Here is a 16,467-nt window from a genome sequence, read left to right on the forward strand (position 1 = left end):
GGACTAATATTTAATCCTCCCGCCCTTAAACCTAAACTCTGGCGCTTCCTTTTCGATGTCGAGTTTCCTTTCCTCTTTGCGTTTTGCAATGTGGAGGTCTTCGATTTTGAGTATCTGGATGGCGGCGGACGTCGCGCACATGATTGCCTTCTTTTTTATCCTCAAAGGCTCAAAAATTCCAGTCTCGAAAGCGTCCTTTATCTTCTTCTCCTTTGCGGAAATGCCCGCATTTCTGTTCCTGTCGGTATGCTCCGCCCTTAGCGCGACGAGCGTGTCCATGGGGTCTAAGCCGCAGTTCTTTGCAAGCGTCAACGGTATCGTCTCGAGAGCGTCCGCAAATGCGTTGACGGCGAGTTGCTCCTTGCCCGGAAGCGAGTTTGCAAACTTCCGAAGGTGTTTTGTCACCTCAATCTCAGCGGCGCCGCCCCCCGGCAAGACTTTGCCGTCCTCGATGGTAGCGGCGACGCAGTGCAGCGCACTTTTGACCTGGCTCACCACGCCCTCTAAAACTCTGTTGGACGCCCCTCGCAGAATAATCGCAGAAGCCTTCGGATAGGGGCACCCCTCGAAAAATACGTATTTCTCATTGCCCACCTCGACCTCATGGACGAGCTCTGCGTATCCGAGCTTCTCAGGCGTCAAGTCTTCGACGTTCTTCACGATGTCTGCGCCGGTTGCCCGCTTCAGCCGCTTGAGGTCTGTATTCTTCACTCGCTTCAATGCCATGACCCCTGCGTCCCTGAAAAGGTCCAAAGCCTCGTCGTCAACGCCCTGCTGGCAGCACAGAACATTGGCGCCGCTCTCAACAACACGCTCGACAATCTCTTCGAAGAGCGCTCTTCGTTGCCTCATGAAGGTTGAGAGCTGTGATGGCGCCGTTATCTTCACGTAAACGTCCTGCTGGCGTCCTGCACGCCGCACCTTCGACTTCAGCTCCTTGTGTTCGATAGGGTAGTCAAGCAGCGCTATTTTTGCGCCCTCTATGCGTTTCGGCAAGTCTCCAAGAACTTCGCGGTCCACAACTACGCCGTCGAAGAACTTCGTGTCGTAGACGGCGGCGCCGGTCTGCGAGACGAGCGTCACGTCGTCCACGTCTATCGGACGCACGTCCTCAATCCTACGAACGCTTCGCACTATTATCTCAGCGAGCTTACGTTCGTCCCAATAGTCGCTCTTTTTCAACGCAGAAAGTGCTACGTTCTCCAGGATGCCATCGCTGTTGACGTCCACAGTCCTTGCCATCCCATCCAAAATCTTAAAAGTCTCTTTGAGCGCCTTCTCGTAGCCACTGACTATCGTGTTCTGGTGGACGCCGCTGAGTTTAAGCTCGTAGCCACGCTTGACAAGCTCGCCGATTAAAATGAGGACCGTAGCGACGCCGTCGCCGGCGTCTTGCCCCTGTGACAATCCTGCCTCTATTATCAAATCTGCAGTCGGATGCCCATATTTCAGCTCCCTTATAATGGCATAAGCGTTATTCGCAACAAGGTCTGGCGCCTTGCCCTCTAAGGCGCCCTTCATTATGAGCTTTTTCGAGCCTAATGGTCCGAGCATCGGCTTGAACATCTCCGAAAATGCCGCACATACCAGAACGTTCGCCTCCTGCACCTCCTCCGGCGGCACCTCCCCCGGCGGCAGCTCGATTTTTGCCATGTCTCTTTTTATAAATTAGCTTTAAGATTTAAAGAGCATTGGCTTCTCTTTACACTTCAATAGCCTATCAGTCAAATAACTCGCCATTGAACTGGCGTCGGACGCTAATGCTCAGCACGTCCTGAACGCCGAGAGCCGTAAAGCGCCTACTATGCATCTCTCCGCCTGAATCCCGCAGCGTCGGAATGTCGTTTCACGAGCGCCGAAAGTGTCTCGCTATACCAGCCTCGTTGCACAAATCTCGGATATAGCGGCAGACGCTCCCTGAGCAAGAACGGCTTCACCGCCGTCGCAAGCTCCTTCTCGCTCGGCCATACCGCTTCGGGGTTGATAAAGTCCAAGGTAACTTCGGAGATTCCGCCGAGGTCCGACGCTCCCAGCTCCAGAAACTCACGCAGCCGCCTTGGCGGGACGAGGTTCGGCGGTATTTGAATGGCAACCTCAGCCGGTAATATTCGGCGGGCGACACTTACCGCTCGCTTCAGCAGCTCGACGCTTGGCGGCGATTCGTTGCGCATTGGCGTATTCGGTTTCGGGCGGAACGGCTGTATTATCACTTCCTGAATGTGCCCGTATTTCTCATGAAGCCGTTTTATAGCTTCAAGCGAGGCGACGATGTCCGAAAACGTCTCGCCGATGCCGACGAGGATTCCCGTCGTGAACGGTATTCTGAGCTTCCCAGCGTCTGCAATAGTCTTAAGCCGCAGTTCTGGTTTCTTCCCCGGCGACCTCTCGTGCGCACGCACACAGGCGATGGTCTCAAGCATCAAGCCCATCGACGCATTTACGTCCCTCAGAAAACGCAGCTCTTCATAGCTGAGAATGCCGGCGTTCGTGTGTGGCAGCATGCTTTCATGGATGGCAAGCTCGCAAAGCGCCCGCAAATACTCAAGCGTCGAGTCGTAGCCGAGCTCTTTCAGCCAGCTTTTGTAAGGAGGAAACTTTGAGTCCTCGGGCTTCTCGCCGAGCGTGAAGAGCGCTTCGACGGCGCCTTTACGCCGTGCCGTCTGTAGAAGTCTTAAAACATCGGCTTCGCTGAGCAGGTAAGCATCCTCGGGACATCTCGCCTTGAAGCCGCAGTAGGCGCAGTCGTTCCGGCAGACGTTAGTTACCGGTATAAAAACGTTTTTTGAGAACGTTACGCACTTGTTGGCTACGCAGTCGGTTGCACATTTTTTGGATACATAATTGCTGTTGTATCTGCTGCTTCCAGTCGGCATGTCAATGCTTCCGCCGCCGCACAGTGATTGGTATCACTCCCAGGTTGAATTCCATAATCGCATTTTCGATAGGGTCGGTTTCGTTGGTCTCGATGAGCACGGGCGCCCCCATCGCGATTTGCAGCGCCCTCGCTCCGATTATCCTCGCCTTCTCATACTTCGTGTATTTCCCTTTGAAATAACTTTCCTCGCCAGTCAAGCGGCAAACCTCGCAAAAGGAGTAAATGATGGGGTCGCTGAGATTCGAACTCAGGTCCCGGCGTCCCGAACGCCGAAGGATGGTCCAGGCTACCCCACGACCCCTCACAAATATGGAACAATCTCATTTATTAACTCTGCATGCGTCAGCAACATCCTCCTACAGCAATATCTACGAACGCCAAGCTCGTCAAGCACTGTTTTCGGGTCTTCTCCTTGTTCAGTCCGTGCCTTATACTCTTCCCAGACGTCCGCAATGACCTTGCCGCACGTGAAACACCGCACCGGAATCATAATCTCACCTGTAAGTTCTCACCTGTAAGATTTCTGTCGCCTCGCCCTCGCACCACGCCCGCCGTATTTCTTTGGCTCCTTCCTTCGGGGGTCGCTTATCAGTAAGTTTCTGTCGTATCGCAAGAACGCCTCTCGAAGCGTCTCACTCCCAGTCCACTCCACAAGCCCCCGTGCGATTGCCGTCCTTATCGCCTCGGCACGCCCCATGAAGCCACCACCTTCCACCCGCACCTCTATATCAATCTTGGGCATATCTCCGTCCAGAATCTCAGACGCTATCATTATAGGCTCCAAAATCTTCTCCTTTACCACCTCCGGCTGTATGGCGTCGAGCGCCATTTTATTTATTCTTATTACCCCTCGCCCCTCTTTTATCGTCGCCCTTGCAACCGCAGTCTTCTTCTTCCCTACGGCGTTTACAATCCGCTGAGGCATCACACTCACCCCTTCGGCTTAGTTAGTGCCATTACTCCCTCGGCTCGGACGCTCCTTCCTTTGGCATCCATCCCAAATGCTCCGCAACTTCTCCCAACCTTACAAACTTCAAGTGCATAAGCCGCCCTGCCATATCCGCCTCCTCAATCCTTTCTTTGGGTCTATCAACATATTCCTCAGGCACACCTATATAAACACGGAGCCTTGAAAACGCTTTCTTACCCTTTGCTTGTTTATAAGGAAGCATACCCCTTATTGTTCTTCTTAAAATCCTATCCGGCATCCTTGGGAAATATGGTCCCTTTTCTTTTGACCCTCGGTCCCACTTTTTTTTATAAGTGGCAAGCACCATCTTGCGAGAGCCGCTAATCACCGCCTTTTCAGCATTCACTATCGTAATCCACTCGCCGTTTAGCAGACGCTTCGCAACGACACTCGCCAACCTACCCAAGATGTGCCCGTCGGCATCTATTACCTTCTCCTCGCCCGCATCTGCCATCTCAGCACCCCTATGCTATTATCCGCACGTTTGAACCCTCAGGATTCTCTTTCATGAGTTCTTCTATGCTCATGCACCTTCCGACGGCGTTTATGCTCTCATAAGCGCTTTTGCTGAAGCTGAGAGCGGCGACTGCGACCTTACGCTCAAGCTTGCCGCTGCCCAGCACCTTGCCGGGCACTAAAATTATTTCGTCGTCCTTGGAATATCTGTTTATCTTACTGAGGTTCACCTCCGCATATCTGCGGCGTGGCTTTTCAAGACGCTCCGCAACGTCCTTCCAGAGCGCCACGCCTTCCTCCTTCGCCTTCTTCTTCAGCTCCTCTATCAACCGCACCGTCCTGACGTTCTTACTTAAGACTCGCCGCCTTCTCCGCATCACTTTTCCCTGAAGCGATGCAGATATATAAATATTGTGTTCGTGACGTTGAGAGAATTGAAACTCCCTGCTGCAAGCGCTAACTACAAGATAATTGGGCATCAAAGTAGCTACATGCCGATGCAAATAGATGAGGAAATAAAAAAGAGGGAGGACGAGTTGCTAAATTTGCTGAAAGAGCTCGTAGCGATTCGGACGGACGTGCCGCCGGGCGAGAATTATGAGGAGATTGTGGATTTTCTTATTTCGGGATTGGGGGCTCTTGGTTTTAAATGCGAGAAGATTAAAATGCCGCAGGACGTTTACGAGGTGAGGCAGAAGCAGGAGTGCCTGCGGGGCGAGCGGGTGAACCTGCTGGCTCGGCGTGACGTCACGGGCGGCACGAAAGCGAGAGAGCGCCTTACTATTTATACGCATTTGGACGTCGTGCCTGCGGGCGGCGGCTGGCGCACTGACCCTTTCGAGGCGACGGTGCGTGATGATAAGATTTACGGGCGTGGCGTCGCTGATTCTAAGGGTGCGGTGGCATGCCTTTTAACGGCACTAAGCATTACTGAGGAGTTAGAACTTGAGCAGAAATACGATTTGGAGGTAGCTTTGACTACTGATGAGGAGGTGGGCCCGTATTCGGGGCTTTGCTATCTTGCGGATGCAGGGTTCCTCACCGGGAAATACTTTTTATGCATGGATGGGGACAACGATGGCGTCTGCGTGGCGACGAACGGCGTTATTGTCTGGGAAGCGAGGGTTTTTGGCAGGTCCTGCCATAGTTCATTCTCTTTTATAGGGGAAAACGCCATAGAGAAGGCGAACTTGCTACTGAACGAGCTGTTGCGGCTGAAGGGAGTCGTTGAGCGGCGAACCTCGAAAATTCCTTGTAGCCAGTTTTTGAGGGAGCTTGCGGGCGTCGAACGCATGCGGGCGGTGTTCAACGTCACGATGATAAATGCGGGTATTAAGGAGAACGTGGTCCCTGAGCGTTGCGAGCTGCGGGGCGACCGCAGATATCTCCCGGAGGAGCGGCTTGAGGAAGTTTTACGGGAGCTTGAGGAGTGTTTCAAAAAGGCGACTGAGAAGCACGGGATAAGGGCGAGATGGCGGTTTAAGCCCCTTTATCCGCCGATGTTCACAGAACCAAGCGAGAGCTTCGTGAGAGAGGTGCGGCGGAACGCTTCAGCGGCTTTCCGCAGAGAAATGGATGTCATCGGAGTGCAAGGGAGTTTAGATGTCGCTTACGCCGTTCAGAAGACGGGGCAGAAGGCATGTGCGTTCGGCGTCGGACGCTCCGTCGAGAGCAATGCGCACGCTCCCAACGAAAATGTCCGCCTCGAGGACTTGCTGAACTACACAAAATTTTTGATGCTTTCGCTGTTCAACTTAGACCGAGATGATTAGGAGGTTTCGAAGGGAAGACTTGCCGAGAATCCTTGAAATAGAGCGGGACGCATTCCCAAAATCGGCTTACAGCAGATACACGTTTCTATATTATGCAAAAACAATCCCCGACAACTTTTTAGTTTACGAAGACGACGAGAGCGGCGAGGTTCGGGGCTATGTCCTTTTCGACGACGATGGGCACATAATTTCGATAGCAGTAGCGAGGGAGCATCGCCGCCGTGGCATAGGCACGAGCCTTGTGAGGGCGGTGCTGAGATCCTCGGGAGGAAGGGCGTTCGTGGAAGTGCGAGAGAGCAACATAGGTGCGCAGAGGTTCTACGAAAAATTGGGGTTCAGGCGTGTCGGGAGGGCGCCGGGATACTACGAAGACGAGGATGCCATACTCATGGAGCTTGTTGCCTCGCCGTCGCTCCCTTGCTGAACGACGCTTTTTATTCGTATCATATTTCGCTTGAGGCGGTGCTTGCTCCCCATTATCGAAAGGACTTTCTCGATAGCAAGCTTCTCACTAAGGCTTTCCACCTCCTTACGGAACTTCTGCCATTTCTTGCTTGCCCGGAACTCTCCCTCTACTAAATACCGCGGCATCGAAATTCATGAGACGAGACATTTTAAGAAGTTTTCGGAAAGAGATTTCAGTATGAACCCCTCCGCAATCAGTAAGCTTGTCGTCGCATTTTCCGTTGTAGGAATAATTTTTCTTTACTGGATTTCGACGCTCGTCGCCCCCGTGAAAGTAGGAATAGAGGAAATACCGAATTATGAGGGTAAATACGTGGATGTTGAGGGAGTTGTTTCCGATGTCCGTATCGTGAGCGGGGGTTCTTGCGTGCTGACGCTGCGGCGCAACGGCTCTTCCGTTGATGTCTTCGTGAGGGGCGGCGAGGGGCTTGATATAGGCTACGGCTCTGAGGTGAGCGTCGTAGGCGTCGTCAGGCTCTACGAGGGCGAACACGAAATTTTAACGTCCGCAGACCGCGTAGAACTGCTGAATTCGAGCGAAGTTGTATTCGTGCCGCAGCTGGCGGCGTTGCCGCAGAAATACGTCGGCGAGCGAGTGCGTGTTGTCGGCACAGTCTCAAGGCTCTACACGAATGTGTTCTACTTGGAAGGCGGTGGAGCCGAGCTGAGAGTCATGGCAAACGCCAGCGTGACCGAAACGCTGGACGAAGGGGAGAAAATCGTTGCGGACGGCGTTTTTGAATACGACGAGCAAAGCTTTAGGTTTGAGCTGAGGCTCCTCGCTCTGAGTTGTGAACAAATCGAGTTGTGGAAGGGAGAGGCGAATTTGGGAAGCATATAAATTAAAAATAGGGAGGGAAGGCTTTTATCACAACTAAGTCGTGTAGCAGCGTTAGCAACTAATATTTGGCTCTCCAGCCGTGGTCCACAGCCATGGCTCTCCGCCGGCACTTATGGCAGAGCACGCGGATGATGTCGCTCCTGTCGATTTCCTTCGCCTTCGGCGCCCTCGTCGGCGTCTTACCCAAGGCTAAATCCTGCATAACCGCCACGAGCGTCGAGTTGCTCAACGCTAATTCCCCAAGTTTCTCTGTTATCCATTTTAGGTGTTCCAACGTGGTTATCGGCGTGCCACAAATCTCACAACACACCAGCGTCCGCCGGATTGACGTCAGCGCTTCTTCCTTTGCAGTATAAACAATGCTGTATTCTGTCGTCAGCTTTATCGCTTCGACCGGACATCTTTCAACACATTGCCCGCACATGATGCAGCGTCCGTAGAAAAGCTCTATGATTCTGACGTTACCCTCATCTGTCAGAGTGAGAGCGCCCGTCGGGCAGCCTTCGACGCAGGCGCCGCAGCCCATGCACTTCGCCTCGTCGAACTGCGGCTTGCCCCTAAAGCCCTCAGGCGCCGGCGACGGCTCAAAGGGATAACGAACGGTGTAAGGGCTACTCAAACTCGACCTTACGGCTTCAGCAAACTCCCGTATTTTATAAGGCAGCTTCATGCCACCACCCCAGCACCGGAATTAACGCCCTCATAAAATCAATAAGCGCCAGCACGAACACAAATCCCCAGAAGAACCTCAAGGCTTGGTCGATTCGCAGCCTCGGGTTCGCAGCCGCAACCACGGCGATGACGACGACCACGAGCACGCATTTCACGAGATGCACGAGCACGTCTACCACGTAGTTCCCGGTGAACGGTCCTGCGAAGAACAGCGAGACAAAAAGACTACTCAGCGCAAACAGCAGCATCGCATGCGTCAGCTTGAAAATCCCAAGAAGCCTTCCTGAATACTCGGTGTAAGGACCTGCCATGATTTCAGTCTTCGCTTCTGGAATGTCGAAGGGCGTAATCCCAAGCTTTGCAACGACGCAGATGAAAAGGGCGACGGCGGCAAGCGGATACCTCAGGAAGTTGAAGCCCGTGACGCTCTCCATGAGCAGGGAGTTGACATCAACGCACAACGTCAGGACGGAAAGCACCAAACCAAGCTCGTATGCAATCGTTAAGCTTATTTCCCTCGATGCGCCGATCGCCCCGAACGGGTTTGCCGACGACGACCCGCCGATTATGATCGCAACGCTTGGAATCGTCAGTAAGTAAATTAAAACTATAACGTCGCCAAGGAAGCCGAGAGCCGGATTCTTTGCGCCGACGGGAATCAGCAGCATTGCGAGCGTGACCGCTGCTAGCGCCAGCACCGGCGCCGTAACAAACATGAATCTATTTGCATTCTCTGGGACTACACTCTCCTTAGACAGCAACTTGATGACATCCGCAAACGTTTGATATATTGGCGGACCGACCCGCCACTGGAACCTCGCCAACAGCTTCCTCACCAGCCAGAGGAACAACAAACCTACGACTGCGGCGAATATGAAGCCCGGATATACTAAAAGATTCAGTAACACTACTCCAGCGTTCAACGCACGCACCTCCTTGATTTTTTCCGAGAGAGGTAAACGAGAGCGTCCCAGCTTAGCGTTTTCGGCTTCCCGCCGCTCGGGTCGACGATGGTGATGCGGTCGGTGCAGCTGAAACACGGGTCGATCGCCGCTATTATTATCGGGGCGTCGGCGACCTCATAGCCGATGAGCTGCGGCTTCAGCGATGGGATATTCACGTATGACGGCGCCCTTATCTTGTGGCGTTTTGGCATGTTCGTGCCGTTCGACTTCACGTAATGTATGTCCTCGCCACGGGGCGCCTCCGCCATCCCGACGCCCTCACCCGGCGGCATCTCTTTGAACTCCGTCGCAATTTCTCCATGCGGCATCACATCTAACGCCTGCTTGACTATGCTTACTGCCTCTAAAACCTCCTCGAGCCGCACGACGGTCTTTGCGAACACATCGCCCTCGGTCATCACCGGAACTTTGAAATCTACGAGGTCGTATGCGGCATGTGGATGGTCTTTCCTCACGTCAATCTTCAATCCAGAGCCTCTTGCCGTTGGACCTACAGTGCAATACCTACGAGCATCTTCTTTTGTGAGCACGCCTACATCTTCGAGCCGCGCCCTCGCCACAGGGTCTTCCAGCACCATGTCTATTATGTTCTTCACAGCACGTTCCGTCTCATCCATAATTTTCAAAATCATTGGCCTGTGCTCCTCCTTTATGTCCCTGCGAACGCCACCGATTTTCATCATTGCATACGTCTGCCTGTTTCCGCAAACCATCTCAAAGATATCGAGAACGGGCTCTCTGATTTTCCAGACCCACATGAAAAGCGTGTCGAAGCCGATAATATGAGCGCCAATGCCCAGCCAGAGGAGGTGGCTGTGTATTCGCTCCAGCTCTTCGATGACCGTCCTTATGTATAAAGCACGTTCGGGCGGCTCGATGCCCGCGATAGCTTCTGCTGCTTGCACGTAACACAAAGGATGAATGTTAGAGCAAATCCCACAAATCCTCTCCACGAGAAACGTTATCTGATGATAAGTCATGCTTTCTGAGAGCTTTTCGATGCCCCTATGGTTATATCCTATCCTTATGTCCACATCCACAACGGTTTCGCCGTCCACTTTTAACTTGAAAAGCTCCTGCTCTTTTAATGCCGGGTGATAAGGTCCGATCGGAACTGTCGCAAATCTCGGCACGCTCTCACCTCCTTTCTAACTTATAGCTCTTCCTCAGCGGACATACCCCCTCAGGCCAATCATCCGGCAGTATGAGCCTCCTGGGGTCTGGGTGCCCTTCGAAACGCACGCCAAAGAGGTCATGAATCTCCCGCTCTATGAAGCTCGCCCCCGGAATTAGCGGCGTTATCGAGTCCATACTTTCATCCTTTGCTATCTCTACCCGCAGATTCACGAGAACGCCACGCTCACACAGCGAAAAATGATAGATTATCTCGAAAAAGGAGGCATGCTCCACCGCCGAAACCGTATTCAATTTCGCACTAAACTCGTTAGATAGTATCTCAGCTGCCTCCCTTATCCCTTCCTTTCTTATCCTCATGAAGACACATTTCCCCTTAGCAAACGGCTTCAGCTCGTATTCTATGAAATGTCCCTTCAGCCGCTCCTTTATCTCCTCCGCAGTCCTTTTAACAACGTCTTCCGCCATCACGACCACCATAACAGCACCGACGCTAACACTACAAGCGTTATCAAACACCAGAGCACATACATGCGCAAAGTGCCGGTGTGTGTCTTTCTAAAGGCATCGCATGTTCTTTCTATGACGCCCGCAAAGCCGTAGTCCACAAAGTCCATGCCGCCACGCCCCGCAAATCCGTAGAACGGCTTCAGCGAAGACTTAACGGCGGTGAACATGTGGTGTGACGAGAAAATCATCTCGTCTGGGTCTATGTCCTCACCGCCGATGAAAGGAAGCTTCTTCTCGGCGGATGGCTTCTCCGGCGCAGCTCTCATGCCGGCGTAATACAGCAGCACGCCCACGACCATGCCCACCATTATGAGGAGCGTTGCCACCGTTGGCACCCAAATCCCGATTTCGGTGATAACGCCGAAATACGTAGCCGTTATACCTCCAGGGACTAGAGCTGCTGCTGCAGACCCTATTATCATTAGCGGGAGCTTCGGCACAATTCCGAAAATTATGCACGCCAGTGCCAAAACTATGAGCGTAGCCTGCATGGTCAGCGGCACTTCCTTCACGTCTTTAAGCCGCTTTGGCTGTGGTCCGAAGAGCGTTGAATGGACGACCTTCACGAAAGAAGCGAGCGTCATTGCGCTCACGAACATTGCGACGACCGCCGCCCATGCGTAACCAGCATCTATCGCCGCGCTGTAGATCAACCACTTGCTCACGAAGCCGTTAAACGGCGGAATGCCCGAAATGGAAGCTGCTGCCACGATGAGGGCGAATGCGGTCACCGGCATGTTCTTTGCAAGCCCACCGTAGTCGTCGAGGCTTCTGGAGCCTGTTGCGTAAATTAGAGCGCCGGCGCACAAAAATAGACAGCCCTTGAAGACTGCGTGATTTAGACAGTGGAAAAGCCCGGCGGCGATGCCGAGCGTCGTGCCCAAGCCGAGCGCCGTTATCATGTAGCCAATCTGGCTTATCGTGTGGTATGCCAAAAGCCGCTTCAGGTCCGGTTTGCACGAGGGCGTTCATCACGCCTACTACCATCGTCACAGCGCCTATAAGCACGACCACGAGATGCCATGATGCTGCCATGAACTCTGGAAACAACGTATACATTCTTGCAACGAGATAGACGCCAGCTTTGACCATCGCCGCCGCATGAAGCAACGCCGTGACGGCAGAAGGTGCAACGGTAGCGCTCGGCAGCCAGTTGTGCATTGGAAACTGCACGGATTTTGCGATTGCGCCAATGAGGAACGAAGCAATGGCGACGCCTGCCCAGAATTCTTTGCCAACAGGAAAGCCTTTCGCCGCAATGTCCGAAAACAGGAAAGTTCCAGTGTTCAAATACGCGATGAAGATGCCGAATAACAGAAAGATGCCGCCGACGTGCGTCAGCACAAAGGCTTTAAGTGCAGCACTCACGTCCTCACGTCTATCCTTGTAGAAGCCTATGAGCCCATAAGATGTCAGCGAGGTCATCTCCCAGAAGACGAACAGTAGGAGAAGGTCGCCAGCGAGCACGAGCCCGACCATCGAACCTATGAACATCAGCATCCACATATAGTAGCGACCAAGCCCGTGCTCGTGCTCCATGTCGTCTACGGAATAGAGCAAGGCGAGGAAGCCGAAGCCCGAGGCAATCAAGGCGAGAAGAATGCCCAAAGGGTCGAGGTAAAGAGCGAAATGCACGCCTGCCTGTGGTATCCATGCATAGCTCGCAACTATCGGCCCCTTAGCCCTGAGGACTGCGGGCGTGATCCAAGCGACGAGCACCGCCGAGATCAAGATGCCAACCGTGGCGAGCCAGCCCTGAAGCTTCGGACTCGCCTTGCTTAGGGCGGGAGCTATTGCCGCAAACACAAACGGGATTGCAATTGCGAGTATTGCTGCGGTTATCACGTCCATTTCTATACCTCCTACTTAGCTCAAAGCTTCTCCAACGCCGCAACTATTCCATCAATAATCGCTTGTGGTCTCGGCGGGCAGCCACCGATATAGACATCCACTGGGATTATCTTGTCAACGGGACCAGCCATGTTGTAGCTGTCTTTAAAGATGCCACCGCTGCACGCACAGGCTCCGACAGCGACCACGAGCTTTGGCTCCGGCGTCTGCTCGTAAACCCTTTTCAGACGCTTTACGCTCTGCTTGGAAACGAAGCCTGTCACGAGTAAAATGTCGGCATGCCTCGCCGAACCTTCAAGCAGGATGCCAAAGCGTTCGACGTCGAACCTCGGCGTCAAAGCGGCGATGATCTCAATGTCACAGTTGTTACATGAGCCTGTATTCATATGGAATGCCCACGGCGACTTTTTCCGGCTGAGCTTTATGAGCTTCTCGAACATTTACACCCCTCCCAACAGCGTGGCACATGCCACACGAACAAATTCAATCACCGGCGTCGGGAAAATGCCAAAGAGGATGCAAAGCGCCGCCAGTATGACCATCGGGACAAGCATGCTTGCAGGAGCCTCCTTTGCCGTCTCGCTTCTTCCGTTAGGTTCGCCGAAGAACGTCGCGTGCAAGAATCTCAAAAGATATGCGAGCGTCGTCACGCTCACGATGAGCATGATGAGCACGAGAATCGGATGCCCAGCCTCGAACGCTGCTTTACAAATCAAGAACTCAGAGATAAAGCCTGAAAATGGCGGGACACCGGAGAGTGACAGCGCTGCGATCATCGAAACGACGGCAGTGACAGGCATCTTCGAGGAGAGCCCGCCGAGTTCTCTGAAATTGCGAGTGCCGGTTGCCTTGATAACTGCGCCCGCTGAAAGGAACAACAACCCCTTGCCGAGGCAGTGGCTGAGGATGTGGTAAGCCGCACCTATCGCTCCGAGGACGGAGCCTAAGCCGAAGCCCAGCAGTATGAAACCCATTTGGTCGACGCTTGAGTAAGCGAGGAGCCGCTTCATGTCCGTCTGCACGAGCGCTAGCATCGTCCCGACGATCATGCTCAGAACGCCAAAGCTCACCAATAACAATCCGATCATGCCGAAAGCTTCCGCCGCAAATAACGAGAAAAGAACCTTCGCCATCGCATAAGCGGCGGTGTGTATCATTGCGCCAGAAAGCAGGCAGCTTATCGAGGACGGCGCCTCGGCGTGTGCATCCGGCAACCAAGCGTGCAGCGGCACTATGCCCGCCTTCAAACCGAAGCCAAAGATTATGCTCAAAGCGATGAACATCGGAACTACGCCGTCAGCAGCCGCCACTTCTCCACCGCCACTAGGCTCAGCGTGCCGAAGTGCTGATAAGTGAGCGCAACGCCAAGTAGCACGAAAAGCGCACCAATGGTGCAGAGCACGATATATTTGTAGCCAGCCTCCGCCGCCTCCTTGTAGGTGCGGTGGGCGACGAGCACGCAAGAAGCGACCGTCATAATCTCAAGGAAGACATACATGAAGGCGACGTTCTGCGTAAGCACCATGCCGAGCATCCCGGCGACGAAGAAGTGCAGGCATGCATAATACCGGTTAAGGTGAGGTTCTTCTGAGATATAATGAATGGAATAAAGCGTTGCAGCGAAGCCGAGAATCGTTACTGTCAGCGCGATGAGCGCACTGAGTCTGTCCAGCGCAAAGTCCCAGATGCCAACACCGCCCGCCACGCCCGAGAAACAGACGTAAGCGGCATAAACAGCAATCAAGAGCGTCAATGTTTCCATGAGCACCGAAAATGCGTCCCTGCCCTTTTCGGAGACCTTGCCGATGAGCGGCGCCAAGCATCCTGCGACCGCTGGCGTCAGGATCAACACCAATGGTAGGTATGCTGCCTCCTCCATTTTCACCACCTCAGTAGGTTCGCTTTCCAGCCGTCTAACGCTCCATACCGCTCTTTGATCAAAAGCGCCACCCAGAGCATCACGAGCGTCACCAGAATCTCGGTCACGTCAAACACCAAATAAATGGAAAACGGCAGCTCAAGTAACGCTAACGCCGGATATAAGGCATTTGCTGAGAGCAGAATCCCTAAAATTACCTTAATAACGTCTCTTTTCAAAAGCGCAACATAAATGCCGAGCATGAACACTGCGAAGAACGTTGCGACCTCAAAACGGACGAACGGCAGGAGCACGGCGAGCGTCGCTCCCAGAAAGATACCGGTGACGACGACCGACGTGACCGTGGGCATCGTCTCCACTTCAATGCGAACGCCCAACCTCCGCAGATACGCCACCAGCATGTAGAAAATTAGAAAATCAGCGCCGAAACCTGCTTTGTGGCATAAACCGTAAACTATATATCTTCTGGCAGCGTCCCGAGGGGATAGGATGCCGGAAAAGAGGAATTGGAAGGAATATAATGAGGAAATCGAAAAGATGAATAAAGGGAAGGGAGGAAGGCCATATGAGTATCCAGAGAGTTTTGCCATTTTCATGTATTGCACGATTGCATTCATATAAGACAGACAGATAGAATGTTTCTTGAGGCTCATCAAGATACATCCCAAAGATAAAAGCGCCATCATTCAGTCAAATAAGAAGGGCAATAAAAATCGGAATACCTTTGCCTAAAACATTGAGACAAAGAAGATTTTGTTATTGCTGTAGATAGTTCTGGAGTAAAGGTAGCAAATAGAGGAGAATGGATTCGTCATAAATGGAAAGTGAGGAGGGGATGGATCAAGGTTCATATTGAGGTGGATGTAAAAACAAAGGAGGTTGTATCAATAGAGGTAACAGATGCGTAGGGGATGGAAAAATGTTGCCTTCATTGGCAGAGAAGGCAGAGAAGAACAAAGGAAGGAAACCAGATAGGGCAATAGCAGATGGTTCCTATGAGCAGAGGAAAAGAACCGATAATAAAAACGAGGAAGAATTCTTCTACGAAAGCGAGAGGATCTCCAGCGAGAGCTAAGATGGTAAGGGAAAAGAAAGAGATTGGATATGAAGGATGGAAAGATAAATACAAATATGGCGAAAGATGGATGAAACCGTATTTTCAAGAGCTAAAAGAGAATATGGAGAGTATGTTAGTGCTGTTAAATGGAATAACATAGTGAATGAAATTAGATTCCAATATGCTATGTTAAATATTCTACTCAACGGAATTAATGTTTATTCCATTGTTTGAATAAACATAATTGGCATTAATCAAAAACGGACTTGAAATATTCAATGTTATAATTGTGCCACAAAGCACCTCACAGGAGAGATAATAGACAAAGTTTTGTAAGAGACCATGAGGATTTGTCTCCTCTCTTTGTACACACTCACTCAAATCGCTTCATGAAGCGTAGATCAACGTACTTTTTCAGCATGTATGCGATCCGTCCTTTTATCATAAACCTGCCCGATGTCGCGATCGCCTTACCACCACCGTAAGATATGAAAGCCCTCGGGCGCTCGAGGGTATTCTTTGGTCTGTATTTAGCGAGAGGTTTGCCCTTCTCCGAGCGCACGATATTCTCTGCGATCATCCTCCCCTGTCGCTCCGCCTCCTCGGCGTTCTTACCCGAACAACGCCCGTCAATCATGGTGAACACACAGTCACCCCCTGCAAAGACATCATTCATACCTTCGACCCTGAGGTTTTCGTCAACTTTAATCCAGCCACGTTCTTTCGGAACGTCCAGCGTTTCAAGAAGCGGTGCAGGTCTTATCCCCGCAGTCCAGAACAGCATATCATAATCCAGTGGTTCTCCACCTTTGAAATAGATTTTATCATCTTCCACTCGCTCAACAGCCGCATTTAGCATGATGTCAACCCTCTTCTCGCGCAGCACCCTCTCAATGTACGTGCATACCTTCGGGTTAGCCTCTGAGAACGCGGGGAGAACCTTAGAAAGCGCTTCGATGAGCGTAATCTTCAGTTTACCACCGTATTTATCTACAAGTTCCCCGACAAGTTCGACACCCG

Annotated in this window: 21 protein-coding genes, 1 tRNA gene and 2 pseudogenes; 4 read left to right on the plus strand and 20 right to left on the minus strand. The window is 52.3% G+C overall.

What is annotated here, in order from left to right:
• Positions 1-3: 3 nt before the first annotated feature.
• From thsA to ACXJJA_RS04820, 8 genes are all read right to left on the minus strand, one after another.
• Positions 4-1,653, minus strand: coding sequence for a thermosome subunit alpha (gene thsA / locus ACXJJA_RS04785; protein WP_456487083.1), 1,650 nt, complete (start codon positions 1,651-1,653; stop codon positions 4-6).
• A gap of 149 nt (positions 1,654-1,802) precedes the next feature.
• Positions 1,803-2,873, minus strand: coding sequence for a 7,8-didemethyl-8-hydroxy-5-deazariboflavin synthase subunit CofG (gene cofG / locus ACXJJA_RS04790; RefSeq protein WP_456487084.1), 1,071 nt, complete (start codon positions 2,871-2,873; stop codon positions 1,803-1,805).
• 1 nt (position 2,874) lies between these two features.
• Positions 2,875-3,072: a DNA-directed RNA polymerase subunit K gene (locus ACXJJA_RS04795; protein WP_456487085.1), complete on the minus strand. Its 198-nt coding sequence runs from the start codon at positions 3,070-3,072 to the stop codon at positions 2,875-2,877.
• A 29-nt stretch (positions 3,073-3,101) separates the two neighbouring features.
• Positions 3,102-3,176: transfer RNA gene (locus tag ACXJJA_RS04800), tRNA-Pro, on the minus strand.
• Positions 3,177-3,365 (minus strand): DNA-directed RNA polymerase subunit N, encoded by a 189-nt coding sequence (locus ACXJJA_RS04805; RefSeq protein WP_456487086.1) that lies wholly within the window; start codon positions 3,363-3,365, stop codon positions 3,177-3,179.
• 18 nt (positions 3,366-3,383) lie between these two features.
• Positions 3,384-3,800, minus strand: coding sequence for a 30S ribosomal protein S9 (locus tag ACXJJA_RS04810; protein ID WP_456487087.1), 417 nt, complete (start codon positions 3,798-3,800; stop codon positions 3,384-3,386).
• Positions 3,801-3,831: 31 nt separating this feature from the next.
• Complete coding sequence (locus tag ACXJJA_RS04815) at positions 3,832-4,299, minus strand: 50S ribosomal protein L13 (protein WP_456487088.1); 468 nt, start codon at positions 4,297-4,299, stop codon at positions 3,832-3,834.
• Between the two features lie 10 nt (positions 4,300-4,309).
• Positions 4,310-4,678, minus strand: coding sequence for a 50S ribosomal protein L18e (locus tag ACXJJA_RS04820; protein WP_456487089.1), 369 nt, complete (start codon positions 4,676-4,678; stop codon positions 4,310-4,312).
• 36 nt (positions 4,679-4,714) lie between these two features.
• Between ACXJJA_RS04820 and ACXJJA_RS04825 the strand changes: the two genes are divergently transcribed.
• Entirely contained in the window at positions 4,715-6,073 is a 1,359-nt protein-coding gene (locus ACXJJA_RS04825) for a M20 family metallopeptidase (RefSeq protein ID WP_456487090.1), read from the plus strand.
• On the plus strand, positions 6,066-6,497 hold the full coding sequence (locus tag ACXJJA_RS04830) for a GNAT family N-acetyltransferase (RefSeq protein ID WP_456487091.1): 432 nt from the start codon (positions 6,066-6,068) through the stop codon (positions 6,495-6,497). Before ACXJJA_RS04825 ends, ACXJJA_RS04830 begins: the two co-directional genes overlap by 8 nt.
• Here the strand turns inward: ACXJJA_RS04830 and rpl18a are convergent.
• Positions 6,437-6,598, minus strand: coding sequence for a 50S ribosomal protein L18Ae (gene rpl18a, locus ACXJJA_RS04835; protein WP_456487102.1), 162 nt, complete (start codon positions 6,596-6,598; stop codon positions 6,437-6,439). The two genes, ACXJJA_RS04830 and rpl18a, sit on opposite strands and share 61 nt — an antisense overlap.
• On the opposite strand from rpl18a, the gene ACXJJA_RS04840 reads away from it, so the two are divergent.
• Entirely contained in the window at positions 6,528-7,379 is an 852-nt protein-coding gene (locus tag ACXJJA_RS04840) for a hypothetical protein (RefSeq protein WP_456487104.1), read from the plus strand. The genes rpl18a and ACXJJA_RS04840 overlap by 71 nt on opposite strands.
• A gap of 58 nt (positions 7,380-7,437) precedes the next feature.
• Here the strand turns inward: ACXJJA_RS04840 and ACXJJA_RS04845 are convergent, their stop codons facing one another.
• The 10 genes and pseudogenes from ACXJJA_RS04845 to ACXJJA_RS04890 all read right to left on the minus strand — a co-directional run bounded on the left by ACXJJA_RS04845 (position 7,438) and on the right by ACXJJA_RS04890 (position 14,791).
• A complete protein-coding gene (locus ACXJJA_RS04845; protein ID WP_456487092.1) occupies positions 7,438-8,049 on the minus strand; it encodes a 4Fe-4S binding protein in 612 nt (203 codons plus the stop codon).
• Positions 8,033-8,974 (minus strand): complex I subunit 1 family protein, encoded by a 942-nt coding sequence (locus ACXJJA_RS04850; RefSeq protein WP_456487093.1) that lies wholly within the window; start codon positions 8,972-8,974, stop codon positions 8,033-8,035. Before ACXJJA_RS04850 ends, ACXJJA_RS04845 begins: the two co-directional genes overlap by 17 nt.
• Positions 8,971-10,149, minus strand: a complete 1,179-nt coding sequence (locus ACXJJA_RS04855; RefSeq protein WP_456487094.1) for a hydrogenase large subunit — start codon at positions 10,147-10,149, stop codon at positions 8,971-8,973. Before ACXJJA_RS04855 ends, ACXJJA_RS04850 begins: the two co-directional genes overlap by 4 nt.
• Before the next feature lie 4 nt (positions 10,150-10,153).
• Positions 10,154-10,630 (minus strand): NADH-quinone oxidoreductase subunit C, encoded by a 477-nt coding sequence (locus tag ACXJJA_RS04860; RefSeq protein WP_456487095.1) that lies wholly within the window; start codon positions 10,628-10,630, stop codon positions 10,154-10,156.
• Complete coding sequence (locus tag ACXJJA_RS04865) at positions 10,618-11,562, minus strand: proton-conducting transporter transmembrane domain-containing protein (RefSeq protein ID WP_456487096.1); 945 nt, start codon at positions 11,560-11,562, stop codon at positions 10,618-10,620. The genes ACXJJA_RS04860 and ACXJJA_RS04865 overlap by 13 nt, the downstream gene beginning before the upstream one ends.
• 61 nt (positions 11,563-11,623) lie before the next feature.
• A pseudogene (locus tag ACXJJA_RS04870) lies at positions 11,624-12,511 on the minus strand (proton-conducting transporter transmembrane domain-containing protein); the annotation flags it as partial.
• A gap of 20 nt (positions 12,512-12,531) precedes the next feature.
• Complete coding sequence (locus ACXJJA_RS04875) at positions 12,532-12,951, minus strand: NADH-quinone oxidoreductase subunit B family protein (protein ID WP_456487097.1); 420 nt, start codon at positions 12,949-12,951, stop codon at positions 12,532-12,534.
• Positions 12,952-13,821, minus strand: a complete 870-nt coding sequence (locus tag ACXJJA_RS04880; RefSeq protein ID WP_456487098.1) for a proton-conducting transporter transmembrane domain-containing protein — start codon at positions 13,819-13,821, stop codon at positions 12,952-12,954.
• Positions 13,800-14,390 carry a proton-conducting transporter transmembrane domain-containing protein gene (locus tag ACXJJA_RS04885; RefSeq protein WP_456487103.1) on the minus strand — a complete coding sequence of 197 codons (591 nt, stop codon included), beginning with the start codon at positions 14,388-14,390 and terminating at the stop codon, positions 13,800-13,802. The genes ACXJJA_RS04880 and ACXJJA_RS04885 overlap by 22 nt, the downstream gene beginning before the upstream one ends.
• Before the next feature lie 2 nt (positions 14,391-14,392).
• A complete protein-coding gene (locus tag ACXJJA_RS04890; protein WP_456487099.1) occupies positions 14,393-14,791 on the minus strand; it encodes a hypothetical protein in 399 nt (132 codons plus the stop codon).
• 88 nt (positions 14,792-14,879) lie between these two features.
• Here ACXJJA_RS04890 and ACXJJA_RS04895 point away from each other — a divergent pair.
• A pseudogene (locus tag ACXJJA_RS04895) lies at positions 14,880-15,681 on the plus strand (IS5 family transposase).
• Positions 15,682-15,820: 139 nt separating this feature from the next.
• Here the strand turns inward: ACXJJA_RS04895 and ACXJJA_RS04900 are convergent.
• Positions 15,821-16,467, minus strand: a 647-nt coding sequence (locus ACXJJA_RS04900; RefSeq protein WP_456487100.1) for an NAD(P)/FAD-dependent oxidoreductase, incomplete at its 5' end; no start/stop codon positions are given.

The organism is Candidatus Alkanophaga liquidiphilum, assembly GCF_053996935.1.

Coding starts and splice junctions, on each gene's coding strand:
- thsA (WP_456487083.1), bottom strand. CDS start 1,653: ATGGCAAAAATCGAGCTGCCGCCGGGGGAGGTGCCGCCGGAGGAGGTG.
- cofG (WP_456487084.1), bottom strand. CDS start 2,873: ATGCCGACTGGAAGCAGCAGATACAACAGCAATTATGTATCCAAAAAA.
- ACXJJA_RS04805 (WP_456487086.1), bottom strand. CDS start 3,365: ATGATTCCGGTGCGGTGTTTCACGTGCGGCAAGGTCATTGCGGACGTC.
- ACXJJA_RS04810 (WP_456487087.1), bottom strand. CDS start 3,800: ATGCCTCAGCGGATTGTAAACGCCGTAGGGAAGAAGAAGACTGCGGTT.
- ACXJJA_RS04815 (WP_456487088.1), bottom strand. CDS start 4,299: ATGGCAGATGCGGGCGAGGAGAAGGTAATAGATGCCGACGGGCACATC.
- ACXJJA_RS04820 (WP_456487089.1), bottom strand. CDS start 4,678: ATGCGGAGAAGGCGGCGAGTCTTAAGTAAGAACGTCAGGACGGTGCGG.
- ACXJJA_RS04830 (WP_456487091.1), top strand. CDS start 6,066: ATGATTAGGAGGTTTCGAAGGGAAGACTTGCCGAGAATCCTTGAAATA.
- ACXJJA_RS04845 (WP_456487092.1), bottom strand. CDS start 8,049: ATGAAGCTGCCTTATAAAATACGGGAGTTTGCTGAAGCCGTAAGGTCG.
- ACXJJA_RS04860 (WP_456487095.1), bottom strand. CDS start 10,630: ATGGTGGTCGTGATGGCGGAAGACGTTGTTAAAAGGACTGCGGAGGAG.
- ACXJJA_RS04865 (WP_456487096.1), bottom strand. CDS start 11,562: ATGATAACGGCGCTCGGCTTGGGCACGACGCTCGGCATCGCCGCCGGG.
- ACXJJA_RS04875 (WP_456487097.1), bottom strand. CDS start 12,951: ATGTTCGAGAAGCTCATAAAGCTCAGCCGGAAAAAGTCGCCGTGGGCA.
- ACXJJA_RS04885 (WP_456487103.1), bottom strand. CDS start 14,390: ATGGAGGAGGCAGCATACCTACCATTGGTGTTGATCCTGACGCCAGCG.
- ACXJJA_RS04890 (WP_456487099.1), bottom strand. CDS start 14,791: ATGCTGGTGGCGTATCTGCGGAGGTTGGGCGTTCGCATTGAAGTGGAG.